Annotated in this window: 10 protein-coding genes and 1 pseudogene; 3 read left to right on the top strand and 8 right to left on the bottom strand. The window is 65.0% G+C overall.

Annotated features, from left to right (window positions below):
- Positions 1-10: 10 nt before the first annotated feature.
- Positions 11-850, bottom strand: coding sequence for a GNAT family N-acetyltransferase (locus HB778_RS05220; RefSeq protein WP_183462059.1), 840 nt, complete (start codon positions 848-850; stop codon positions 11-13).
- Positions 851-1,170: 320 nt separating this feature from the next.
- Between HB778_RS05220 and HB778_RS05215 the strand changes: the two genes are divergently transcribed.
- On the top strand, positions 1,171-1,839 hold the full coding sequence (locus HB778_RS05215) for a haloacid dehalogenase type II (RefSeq protein WP_183462057.1): 669 nt from the start codon (positions 1,171-1,173) through the stop codon (positions 1,837-1,839).
- A 16-nt stretch (positions 1,840-1,855) separates the two neighbouring features.
- Positions 1,856-3,130, top strand: a complete 1,275-nt coding sequence (locus HB778_RS05210) for an NAD(P)/FAD-dependent oxidoreductase (protein ID WP_183462055.1) — start codon at positions 1,856-1,858, stop codon at positions 3,128-3,130.
- Between the two features lie 33 nt (positions 3,131-3,163).
- On the opposite strand, the gene HB778_RS05205 is transcribed toward HB778_RS05210, so the two are convergent.
- The 6 genes and pseudogenes from HB778_RS05205 to argE form a co-directional block, all read right to left on the bottom strand.
- Positions 3,164-4,621 (bottom strand): NAD-dependent succinate-semialdehyde dehydrogenase, encoded by a 1,458-nt coding sequence (locus tag HB778_RS05205; protein WP_183462053.1) that lies wholly within the window; start codon positions 4,619-4,621, stop codon positions 3,164-3,166.
- 17 nt (positions 4,622-4,638) lie between these two features.
- Positions 4,639-5,683: pseudogene (locus HB778_RS05200) on the bottom strand (tartrate dehydrogenase).
- Positions 5,684-5,693: 10 nt separating this feature from the next.
- Positions 5,694-7,157 carry an aldehyde dehydrogenase family protein gene (locus HB778_RS05195; protein ID WP_183462051.1) on the bottom strand — a complete coding sequence of 488 codons (1,464 nt, stop codon included), beginning with the start codon at positions 7,155-7,157 and terminating at the stop codon, positions 5,694-5,696.
- A gap of 149 nt (positions 7,158-7,306) precedes the next feature.
- Complete coding sequence (locus tag HB778_RS05190; protein ID WP_183462049.1) at positions 7,307-7,660, bottom strand: cupin domain-containing protein; 354 nt, start codon at positions 7,658-7,660, stop codon at positions 7,307-7,309.
- A 125-nt stretch (positions 7,661-7,785) separates the two neighbouring features.
- The gene (locus HB778_RS05185) at positions 7,786-8,709 is read right to left on the bottom strand and encodes a 2-hydroxyacid dehydrogenase (RefSeq protein ID WP_183462047.1); all 924 of its coding nucleotides are present in this window, start codon (positions 8,707-8,709) and stop codon (positions 7,786-7,788) included.
- 10 nt (positions 8,710-8,719) lie between these two features.
- Positions 8,720-9,844 carry an acetylornithine deacetylase gene (gene argE, locus HB778_RS05180; protein ID WP_183462045.1) on the bottom strand — a complete coding sequence of 375 codons (1,125 nt, stop codon included), beginning with the start codon at positions 9,842-9,844 and terminating at the stop codon, positions 8,720-8,722.
- 238 nt (positions 9,845-10,082) lie between these two features.
- Between argE and HB778_RS05175 the strand changes: the two genes are divergently transcribed.
- Positions 10,083-10,985, top strand: coding sequence for a GNAT family N-acetyltransferase (locus HB778_RS05175; protein ID WP_183462043.1), 903 nt, complete (start codon positions 10,083-10,085; stop codon positions 10,983-10,985).
- 118 nt (positions 10,986-11,103) lie between these two features.
- Here the strand turns inward: HB778_RS05175 and HB778_RS05170 are convergent, their stop codons facing one another.
- A complete protein-coding gene (locus tag HB778_RS05170) occupies positions 11,104-11,973 on the bottom strand; it encodes a LysR family transcriptional regulator (RefSeq protein ID WP_183462042.1) in 870 nt (289 codons plus the stop codon).
- Positions 11,974-12,199 lie beyond the last annotated feature (226 nt).

The raw sequence follows: 12,199 nt of genomic DNA, 5'->3' as shown, positions 1-12,199 counted from the left end.
TGTTATCCTCCTAGCCGAGCGCCTGGTTGGCGAGGGCGTAAACTTTCGGCCTGATCTGTTCCACGCCCGTCTTGGGTGGACGGTCCATGGCCACGCCGCCGCCGACATGGGCGAGGCCGATTTCCTCGAGCCAGCCGGCGATGCCGGTCCCGCTGCCGGTATCCACACGCAGGAAGGCGCCGGGGCGCGACGCGGCGAAGAAGCCAATCAGGGCCTTCGCCTCGTCGGTGCTTCCCGCGATCACCGGACCGATCACCTCGCCGCGTCCGAATGGGCGGATCGCGGCATAGGCCTCGATGGCGCCGTCGCGGCGGATGACCGCGAATTGGCCGCGCTCCGCCAGCGCATCGATCAGGGCTTCGCGGTCGGCGCCATAGGCGTCGCGGTCCAGCGCCTTGATGTCAGGCAGATCGTCAGGACCGGCTGCTTCCACGCCATCGGGCGCACCAAGCGCCGCAACCTTGCCCTGATGCTGCCGGATCATGCCGGAGGGCACGAAGCCCAGTTTCTCATAGAGAGGCATGCCGTCTGCCGTCGCGACGAGCCGCAGCGGACGTTTGCCGGCAAGCGCGAATGCCTGATCCATAAGCCGGCGCCCAAGCCCCTTGCCGCGCGCGTTCCTGTCGACGATCACCATGTTGATCATGGCGCAATCCATGCCGTAGGGCGTGACCAGGATGGTTCCGGTGACGCGGCCCTGATCGTCGAGCGCAACCGCGCCGTTCGAGAGCTGCAGCGCCATCTGCCAGTCCTGCGGGCGATGCGGCCAATTCTCCTGGCGAGAAAGCGCCACGGCGCCCTCGATATGGTGCGGCCCGAAGGCCTGGAGTTCGATCTCGCCCTGCGGCATGAGGCATCCTTCCGTCTAGAGCCCAAGTCTCGGGCATCGGCGCGCCGCAGATCGTCTGAAGGCTTTGGCTTGGACAGTATCTTTCGCCGTAGCACGAGGGGTGCGCCGCATCTTGTGCTGGCACCGTCCGTGGCGGACGCGCTTCACGCCGCGCGCGGCCCCGCAATCGGCACGCCAGATGCTACAGCGTGCCAAACCGGATGGCGGATACGGAACTTTCTGCTTTCGGGAGGGCGATTTCGGTCAGGTGGGTCGCTGCCGGCCGTCCTATGATGAAATACATCCCAGCACGGACGTGCTTCCACCGGAGATCGACTGCTATGGCTTCCTTCAGGCCCAAATACATCACCTTCGACTGCTACGGCACGTTGACCTTTTTCCAGATGGCGGAAGCGGCGCGCGATCTCTATGGCAGTCGGCTCGATGAGCCGCGCATGCAGGAATTCATCAGGAACTTCGCGGCGTTTCGGCTCGACGAGATCATGGGCGACTGGAAGCCCTATGCCGACGTCGTCCACAACGCGCTCGAGCGTACCTGCAAGCGCAACGGTGTTGCCTTCAGCGCCGACGACGCCAGAATGGTCTATGAGCGTGTCCCGACCTGGGGCCCCCACGCCGACGTTCCGGCCGGCCTGGCGAAGGTCGCCAAGGAAATTCCGTTGGTCATCCTCTCCAACGCCATGAACGCGCAGATCATGTCTAATGTCGAGAAGCTCGGTGCGCCGTTCCATGCCGTCTACACGGCCGAGCAGGCGCAGGCCTACAAGCCACGCTTCAAGGCCTTCGAATACATGTTCGACAGGTTGGGTTGCGGCCCGGAGGATGTTCTTCACTGCTCGTCTTCGTTCCGCTACGACCTGATGTCGGCGCACGATCTCGGCATCAAGAACAAGGTCTGGGTCAATCGCGGCCACGAACCGGCCAACCCGTACTACGGCTATGTCGAGATATCAGACATTTCGGGTCTCGCTGGCGTCGTTGGGCTCTGAAACAGGCGGATTGCCGATGAAGTTCGTCTCCTACTGGCACGACACCGCCCCAGTCTTTTCCGGCGGGGCGCAAGGCCCGGTCGAAGGGCACTATGACGCCGCGATCATTGGCGGCGGCTTCACCGGTCTCGCCGCCGCGCGCCAGCTGGCGAGCGCCGGTGCCAAGGTGGTCGTGCTGGAGGCGCAGCGTGTTGGCTGGGGCGCATCAGGGCGCAATGGCGGGCACCTCAACAACGGCCTCGCCCACAGCTATCTCTCAGCCAAGGCGGAACTCGGCAAGGAACGCGCCATCGCGCTCTACCGGGCGCTCGACGACTCCGTCGACACCATCGAGGCGCTGGTTGCCGAGGAAGGCATCGACTGCGATTTCCGCCGCGCCGGCAAGCTGAAGCTTGCTTCCAAGCCGCAGCACTTTGATGCGATCGCCCGCAACTTCGAAGCCCTTCATGCCGAAGTGGATCCGGACACGGCGCTGCTGTCGGCGGCCGACCTGAAATCAGAGATCGGCTCGCCCTTCCATGGCGCGATGCTGTCGAAGAAGAGCGCCATGATGCATATGGGACGCTATGTGGCGGGTCTCGCCGCTTCAGCCGCCCGCCATGGCGCCGTCATCCATGAGAAAACGGCGGTGACGGATCGCAAGCAGGCCGGCAACAGGCATGAGCTGACCACTTCGCGCGGCCGCATCAGCGCCGACAATGTGCTGGTGGCGACCGGCGCCTACACCACGCCTGACTTCAGCTATTTCCGCCGCAGGATCATTTCCGTCGGCAGCTTCATCATCGCCACGCGGCCGCTAAGCGACGCCGAGATCGCCGCGACCATGCCGGGCAACCGGACCTGCGTGACCTCGATGAACATCGGCAACTACTTCCGGCTCTCGCCGGACAGGCGGCTGATCTTCGGCGGCCGCGCACGCTTTTCGGCGACATCGGACCAGCGCTCCGACGCCAGGAGCGGACAGATATTGCGGACAGGCCTCGCGGCGATCTTTCCGCAACTCGCCAAGGTCGAGATCGACTATTGCTGGGGCGGGCTGGTCGACATGACCAAGGACCGCTTTCCGCGCGCCGGTTACCAGGACGGTGTCTGGTACGCGATGGGCTATTCCGGCCACGGCGCCCAGCTTTCCACCCATCTCGGCATGATCCTGGCCGATGCCATGCTCGGCCGCGAGGACCGCAATCCGCTGAAGGGGCTCGAATGGCCATCCATTCCCGGCTATTCCGGCAAGCCCTGGTTCCTGCCGATGGTCGGGCTCTACTACAAGGCGCTCGACCGGATCCAGTGAGCGTCGAACCGGCCGGGCTTCAGCCGAATTGCTTCAGCCGAGCCCGCCGATGTGAAAGCTTTTCATCTCGAGATATTCCTCGATGCCGGCCTGCGCGCCCTCGCGGCCGAGGCCGGACAGCTTGACGCCGCCGAAGGGGGCGACCTCGATCGAGACCGAGCCGGTATTGAGACCCACCATGCCGAACTCCAGCGCCTCGCCGACGCGCCAGGCGCGTTTCAAATTCTCGGTGTAGAAGTAGGAGGCAAGTCCGTAGGGCGTGCCATTGGCCAGCGCGATCGCTTCCTCTTCCGTTTCGAACCGGAAAAGCGGCGCGATCGGGCCGAACGTCTCTTCACCGGCGAGCTGCATGTCCTTGGTGGCGCCGCTCAGCACCAGCGGCGCGACATACTGAGGGCCCTCCGGCAACGCCGGCTTCTCGGTGATGATCGCAGCGCCCTTGGCGAGCGCGTCCTCGACGTGGCGGTTGATCTTCTCGACCGCCGCCATGTTGATCATCGGCCCGATGGCGACGCCGGGCTGCGTGCCCGGCCCCACTGTCATGGCGTTGACGCGGGCGGATAGCTTGGCGGCGAAGGTGTCGTAGACACCGGCCTGGACGAGGATGCGGTTGGCGCAGACGCAGGTCTGGCCGCCATTGCGGAACTTCGAGACCAGCGCGCCCTCGACAGCGAGGTCGAGATCGGCGTCGTCGAAGACGATGAAGGGGGCGTTGCCGCCGAGCTCGAGGCTGAGCCGCTTCACGCTGTCGGCCGCGCCGCGCATCAGCAGCGAGCCGACGCGTGTCGAGCCGGTGAAGGAGATCTTGCGAACGGTCTCGTTCGCCATGATCTCGTTGCCGATCTCTGTGGGCATGCCGGTGACGATGTTGATGACGCCGGCAGGGATGCCCGCCCGTTCGGCAAGCACGCCGAGCGCCAGCGCCGAATAGGGCGTGAACTCGGACGGCTTGATCACCACGGTGCAGCCGGCGGCCAGCGCCGGCGCGACCTTGCGGGTGATCATCGCATTGGGAAAATTCCACGGCGTGATGATGCCGCACACGCCCACCGGCTCCTTCAGCACGATGATGCGCCGGTCTTGCGTCGGCGAGGGGATGGTGTGGCCGTTGATGCGGCGCGCTTCCTCGGCGAACCATTTGACGAAGGACGCGCCATAGCGGATTTCGCCTTTGGCCTCGTCCAGCGGCTTGCCCTGTTCCGTCGTCAGGATCAGCGCGAGATCATCCAGATGCGCCAGCATCAAGCCGTGCCAGGCTTCCAGCAGGGCAGCACGCTCGGCGTTGGTCTTCTTCTTCCAAGGCCCGTACGCGGAAGCCGCTGCCTCTATGGCCGCACGGGTCTCTGGACCAGCCATGTCCGGTACGGTGCCGATGGCAGCCTGCGTCGCTGGATCGATGACATCGACGGTCTTGCCGGAGCCGGCAGCGACCCACCGTCCGCCGATCAGGCCGGCTTCGCGGAAGAGGTTTTTGTCTTTCAGGTTTTTCATTGGAAACGACCTTGCAATCAGGTGAGTGCGGCAACGACCGCGGCGGTGATGGCTTCCGTGCGGTCCTTGCCGGGAATGGTGCCTATGCCTCTGGCGGTTGCAGCCTCGACCGCCTTCATGACGCGGTCGGCCGCGGCCCCTTTCGCCGAGATAATCGAGCATCATGGCGCCGGACCAGATGGTGGCGATCGGATTGGCGATGCCGAGATGGGCGATGTCGGGCGCCGAGCCGTGCACCGGTTCGAACATGGACGGCGCCGAGCGATCGGGATTGATGTTGGCGGAGGCGGCGTAGCCGAGCCCGCCCTGGATTGCCGCGCCGATGTCGGTGAGGATATCGCCGAACAGATTGGAGGCGACGACCACGTCGAGGCTCTCCGGCGCCATGATCATGCGGGCGGCGAGCGCATCGACATGATAGCTGGTCACGGCGACGTCAGAGTACTCCGCAGCCAGCTTTCGCGTGATCTCGTCCCAGAACACCATCGAGTATTTCTGCGCGTTGGACTTGGTGACGGAGGCGAGCTTGCCGCGCCTTGTCCGCGCCTGTTCGAAGCCGAAGCGCAGGATGCGCTCGACGCCGGCGCGGGTGAAGATCGAGGTCTCCACGGCGACCTCGTCCAGCGTGCCTTGATGCACGCGCCCGCCGGCGCCCGAATATTCGCCTTCGGTGTTCTCGCGGATGCACAATATGTCGAAACCTTCCGCCCGCAGCGGTCCCGTGACGCCCGGCAGCAGGCGATGCGGCCGGATGTTGGCATATTGCACGAAGGCCTTGCGGATCGGCAGCAAAAGGCCATGCAGCGAAACGGAATCCGGCACCTCCGCCGGCCAGCCGACGGCGCCGAGCAGGATGGCGTCGAAGCCGCGCAAGGTCTCGATGCCGTCCTCCGGCATCATGCGACCGGTTTCCTTGTAGAATTTGCAGGACCAGGGGAACTCGGTTCCGGTCAAGGCAAAGCCCGCGTGTTTAGCCGCGATCTCCAGCACGGACCAGGCGGCGGCGGTCACATCGCGGCCAATGCCGTCACCGGGGATCAGAGCGATCGAATAGGACTTCATCGGCATCTCTCTAGAGGCTGATCAGGACGCTCTTGGTCCTGCGGTTGGCGAGATAGGCCTCACGGCCAAGGTCCTTGCCGATGCCGGAGCGCTTGTAGCCGCCGGTCGGCAGGATATGGTCGCGCGAGCGGCTGTAGCGGTTGACCCAGACGGTGCCTGCTTCAAGCTTGCGCGCGAAGCGGATGGTGCGGGACAGGTCGGAGGTGAACAGGCCGGAAGCCAGTCCGTAGGTCGGGTGGCTGGACAGCGCCAGCGCCTCTTCCTCGGTCTCGAAGGTCTGGACGGTCAGGACCGGGCCGAAGATTTCCTCGACGATTGCCGGATTGGCCTGGTCGACATCTGCGATCAATGTCGGCTGGTAGAAATAGCCTGGGCTGTCCATGACGCCGCCACCGGTCAGACATTCGCCGCCGGCCTCGATCGCGGCGCGCACGATGCCGTCGACGCGCGCCCGCTGCCGCTCCGAGATTATGGGCGAATATTGGGTCGCGTCGTCCCAGGTCGGGCCGGGCCGGGCCGCCTTCATCTTCTCCAGGATCGCGGCCGTCAGCCTGTCGGCCACGCTCTTCGCGACGATCAGGCGCGTGCCGGCAACGCAGGCCTGGCCGGCATTGAAGGTGACACTGCCGGCAATCGCGGTCGCCGCCTTGTCCAGATCGGCATCGGCAAAGACGATCTGCGGGCTCTTGCCGCCGAGTTCCAGTGTCATCGGCTTGACGCCGGTGCGGGCGACATTCTCCATGATCGCCGAGCCGGCGCGGGTCGAGCCGGTAAAGCTGACCTTGGCGATCTCGGCATGGCCGGTCAGCGCCGTCCCGGTCGTCGGACCGTCGCCCAGCACCACGTTTATGAGCCCTGCTGGCAAGCCTGCTTTGACGGCGAGTTGTGCCATGTAGACCGCCGAAAAGGGCGTCATTTCCGACGGCTTCAGCACGACCGCGTTGCCCGCGGCCAGCGCCGGACCGAGCTTCCAGCCAGCCATCGAGATCGGAAAATTCCAGGGCGTGATCGCGCCGACCACGCCATAGGGCTCGCTCATGATCATGCCGAGAGTGGCGTCGTCGGTCGGCACGAGCTCGCTGCCTTCCTTGTCGGCGAACTCGGCGAAGAAGCGGATCTGCTCGGCGGTGATAGCGATGTCGCCGGCGATGAGCTGGCCGACTGGCCGGGTCGAGCACAGCGCCTCGATCCTGGCCAGCGTTCCGGCTGCCTCTTCGATCAGGTCGGCCCAGGCCTGGAGTGCCTTCGTCCGTTCGCGTGGCCGAACGTTGCCCCAGTTGCTGGACTTCAGCGCCGCCTTGGCGCTGTCCACCGCACGATCGATCACGTCGGGGCCTGCGATCGGACAGGCGGTGTATGCTTTGCCATCCGACGGTCGGTGCATCTCGATCTCACCCTCGGCCGCGATCAGCTTCCCGCCAATGAAATGGCCGACTGGAAGGGAGACGGTATCCGGATCGAAGCTCAAGCCCATGGGCGCCCGCTTTCAGCTGTTCTCGAAGAGCCTAGCGCGGGCAGCAGCGCAGCATGCACCGTTCGACGATCGGTCGCGGATGATTGTTGCGTGCCGGCGATAACAGACGGCAAAATCTGTTGCGGAGGCGGGCGCCTCGCGCGCTCCCGTTACCCTACGGTCACGTAAATCTTGCGCACCGTTTCGATGGTCTTCCAAACCCCGGTGAAGCCAGGTTTCATCACGAAGCTGTCGCCGGCGCGGTAGGTCACCGGCTTGCCGCCGTCGGGCGTGATTTCGATCACACCGGAGAGGATGTGGCAGAACTCGAAGGTCTCCCCCTTGATCGATCGCGTCTCGCCCGGCGTCGCTTCCCAGACGCCGGTATGGACGAGATCGTCCTTGGCGGCGTCCTGCGCCCAGGTCTTGAAAGCGGGGTTGCCGGCAATCAGCCGTTCGGGCAGCGCCCCGGACTCGCGCGGCGGAAAGGTAGGGCTGGTATCGACGGTCTTGAGCAGGGACAAGGGATGGCCTTTCATGTTGGACTTTAGAGCAGTTCACCGTTTCACAGAAACGGTGAACTGCTCTAACTCTTTGTTTTTGAAGCAATTTCGGACGGAAAACCGCACGAACTTTTCCTGGAATTGCTCTAATAGCCGCGCGACCGGTCGACGAGCCCGATGGGATCAAGGCCGGCGCGGTAACGCCTGATGTTTTCGACGACGGCCTGCGCGGCGCTGGCGGGCTGGGTGACGCTGGCGATATGCGGTGTCAGAATGACCTTTTGATGCGACCAGAACGGATGGCCCGCCGGCAGCGGTTCGGGGTCGGTGACGTCGATCATCGCCGCGGAAAGATGGCCGCTGTCGAGCGCAGCGACAAGCGCTTCCTGGTCGAGCTGCGGCCCCCGGCCCGTATGGACGAGCGCCGCGCCCTTGGGCAATTTCGCAAACAGCTCGGCGTCGAGGAAGCCGCGCGTCTCCTCGGTCAGCGGCAGCAGGCAGATCAAAATGTCGCTGACGGCGAGCATCTCGTCGAGCCCGAGCTCGCCATGATGACAGGTCACGCCCTCGATCCGCCGCGGCGAGCGGCTCCATCCGGCAAGCGGGAAGCCGAAGGGCTTCAGGCGATCGAGGACGGCCTGGCCGAGCTGCCCGAGGCCGAGCACGCCGATCCGGCGCGATCCGGCCTGGAGCTGCGCGATGTCAGCCCATTCGCCGGCGCGCTGCTGTGCCAGATATCCCGGCAGGTTGCGGTGGAGCGCGAGCACGGCAAGCGTCACATATTCCTGCATCATGCGCACGATGCCTTCCTCGATCATGCGCACGATCTTCACATTCGCAGGCACCGCATCGAGGCGAAACTGGTCGACGCCGGCGCCGATGGAAAACAGGATTTCCAGGTTGCCGTAGCGGGCAAGGTTATCCGGCACGGTCCAGCTGATCAGATAACGCACGGCATCGGGAGCGACCGTCGCGGCATCCATCGTGAAGGGGACGTCCGGCAGTTCTCTCGCGAAGGCATCGGCGAAGGTCGCCCCGCGGCGCGCGTCGGAATTGAACAGGAATGTCATTCCGTTCCTTTCATGCCGCGCAGCGGGCGCCCAGGGCCTCGATCAATCGCTGACAGGCGGTGAGCTCGCTGGCAAGGATGTATTCGTTGGGCTTGTGGGCGCGGTCGATGTCGCCGGGGCCGCAAATGATCGCATCGAGCCCGGCGGCCTGGTAAAGTCCGGCCTCCGTGCCGTAGCTGACGGCGGCGAGTGGCGCTTCGCCGGTCAGTTCGGCCAGCAATGTCGCAAGTGCCGCACCCTGCGGCAGCGACAGTGCCGGATAGGCGCTCATCGGTGTCCACTCGACACGAAAGCCGTCGGCCGCAAGAGCCTCGGCCCGTGCCTTGACGGGCGCGAGCAGGCTTGGCGGGTCTATGCCGGGTATGGCGCGTGCCTCCAGGTCCAGACTGCAGGTGCCGGGGATGATGTTGACCTGATGTCCGCCCGCCACGACGCCCGCCTGCAACGAAGAGTAGGGCGGCTCGAAGGCGGCGTCGAACGGACCGTGTGTCAGCCGCTCGGCTTCGCTCACGGCCGCGCTCAGCGCAGTGGCCATGGCATGGATGGCGTTGAGCCCGAGATCGGGGCGGGAGGAATGGCCGGAGCGCCCGTTGATGACCACGCGGGCGGCCGCCTTGCCCTTATGGCCGCGCACGGCGCGCATGCCGCTCGGCTCGCCGACGATGACGCCGAGCGGCGTCGCGCAAAGTTCGGGAAGGCGGGCGATCAGATGCGGCACGCCTCGGCATCCTACCTCCTCGTCATAGGAGAAGGCGAGGTGGATTGGCCTGGCAAGCCGCAGTCCCTGCACCGCAGGCACGGCCGCGAGCACCGCGGCCAGAAACCCCTTCATGTCCGTGGTGCCGCGTCCATAAAGCCGTTCGCCCTCCTTGCGCAGCGCGAAAGGGCTCGAACTCCATTGCGGCTCGCTGGCGGGAACGACGTCCATATGGCCGGACAGGACATAGCCCGGGACATTGGCGGGGCCGATCGTCGCGAAAAGGTTGGAACGATCGCCTTCCGGCCCTGGAAGCAGGGTGACCTGCGTTTCGTATTTTGCCAGATAGGCTTCGATCCAGCCGGTAATGTCGCCGTTCGGTTTGCCGGCGACCGATGGAAAGCCGACGAGACGATCGAGGATGTCGAAGACGTCCATTCCAGCCCTCAAAACGTTCGGGTTCGCCGGGATCGGTGCCGTCGACCATAGTTGCAACATTGCCGGAAAGAATGTGCGCGTTCCGACGCGATTGCATGCCGAAAGCGGAAATGTTTCAGTTGAATCTTGCGTAAGCACGCGGCTTTCGAGCAAATCGTATGGGCCTGTTTGTTTAGCGTTGGTGGTAGAGGGCGGCTGCGGCGTGTAGCCAGTCAATTTTCGGGAATCTTTCAGAGGCATGGACTTGAAGCCGTCCGGGAGCTTGAAAATCGATACCTTCTCGATGCGGATCGGCGACATCGAAGGCGTCGAACTGGACCGCTTGCACGCGCACTCGCTCGCCGTGGGATGGCCGCATCGCGCCGAGGACTGGCAATTCCTGCGTGAATCGGGAGAGGGGTTCGTGGCGCTGGACGAGATCGGCCGGGTTCTCGGTTCGGCCATGTGGTTCGCGCATGGTGCCGATTTCGCCACCGTGGGCATGGTTATAACCTCGCCGCGGCTGCAGACGCTGGGGGCGGGGCAATGGCTGATGAAGCGGGTTTTCGAGAGGGTCGCCGGGCGCGATCTGCGCCTCAATGCAACGCGCGCGGCAAGGCGGCTCTATCTGTCGCTCGACTTCCAGCCGGAGAAGACCGTTTATCAATGCCAGGGCATCGCCCGCTTGCAGACGACGGGTAGGCCGGCAGATATTCGAGGCGATGTCCGGATTTTGGACGCAGGCGATATTTCCGCGGCGATCGCGCTCGATGCGGCAGGCTTTGGCGTGAGGCGGGCGGCGCTCATCGAAAAGCTTTTCGCGCACTCGGCCGGTTACGGGCTTTTCAAGGGCGATACGCTGACCGCTTTCGCGCTCTGCCGGCCGTTCGGGCGGGGCCATGTCGTGGGGCCGGTCGTGGCGCAAAGCGACGCCGACGCCGTCGCGGTCGTCCGGCCGCACGTGGCCGACCATTCGGGGTCTTTCCTGCGGATCGACACCCACATGGACAGTGGCGAGTTCGCCGCCTTTCTGTCGCACAGCGGAATGCCGGTTTTCGATACGGTGCTCACCATGTCGATGGGCAAACGCCTCACCGATTTTGCCGTCGGCGGCGCAGTTGCGCCGGTGACCTATGCGCTGGCCAGTCAAACTCTCGGATAGTTCAGCCCCGCAGGCGGGCCTGCCCGTAGCAAGGTTGCCGCCACCCGGCTCACGGCGACGCGGAGAAGCGAGAATACGGAGCGCTGCTGCGGTCGCCGCGGCCGGGTCATTGTTGAGCTTATCGGATCGGCGTCTGGCCACGAAACAGCGGCTGATGCGCTTGCATCAAGGCGGCAAGCCGGCCGGCGACTTTTCGGACCGGCGGGGCGTGACGTTCCTCGTGATGGGTGACGATCCATTGGTCGGTTTCGAGCTCGGGAATGGGCTGGGCGACGCGGACCAGCCGCGGATCGCTGTCGCCGACGAAGCATGGAAAGACCGAGAGGCCGGCGCCGGCGGCCACCAGTTCGCGCACCGAATGGGTGTTGTTGCCGCGCACGGCGATGCGGTCGCCGTGATGGGCTTGCAGCCAGCGCGCCGAGGCAATGTTTGCGCCTTCGCCGGTGACGCCGACAAACAGGCCGGCGGCGATGCCGTTGACCAGATGGCGTCCGGAATAAAGCGCGTGGGCGACCTTGCCGCTCTGACGGCCGGCCAGCCACTGCTCGGTCGGGCGCTCGCTGCGGATGCCGATATCGGCGGCACGGCGACCGATGTCGACCCGGTCGGTGGTGGTGACGAACTCCACCCTTATGCCGTCATCGACGGTCCAGACCTCGCCGATATGGGCTGATATGAAAGCCGAGGTCCATGGCCCGGCCGAGACGCGGACAATGCGGTCGGGCAAGGTGCCTTCGCGCCAGCGGGTCAGCGATTGCATGGCCGCCTCGACATCCTCGGCGCGCCGCAGCAGTTCTTCCCCGACCGGGGTCAGCCGGTAGCCGGTCTGCTGGCGCACGAACAGTGGTTCGCCGATCTGCTTTTCGAGCGCGGTGACGCGTCGTCCAAGCGTGGCTGCACTGAGGCGCGTGGTTGCCGTCGCCGCGCTCAGGCCACCCAGCCGCGCAACGTCTAGAAACAGCCTCAGATCGTCCCAGCCAATATCCATTTTGCAGAAATGAAAAAAGCCTTGCGACCTTGGCTGTAGCCCGAAGCGGGCATGATGCGCAAGTATGCAGGCGTTGGCGGCCTTGGACAATCCTGCCTGGCGAGACACTGGCAAGCGCCCCGTTTCGCCGGGAGCCAGCGCAATCCTTTCGATCATGCATGCGCTTTGCGCAGATGCTTTGCGTTTTCGATGAGCCCAAGCCCGTGGACATCCCGCGTGCCAAAGG

The sequence above is a fragment of the Mesorhizobium huakuii genome, assembly GCF_014189455.1.
Lineage (GTDB): Bacteria > Pseudomonadota > Alphaproteobacteria > Rhizobiales > Rhizobiaceae > Mesorhizobium > Mesorhizobium huakuii_A.
Note: the sequence above shows the minus strand (reverse complement) of the source record. Positions and strands in the feature narration are given on the sequence as shown.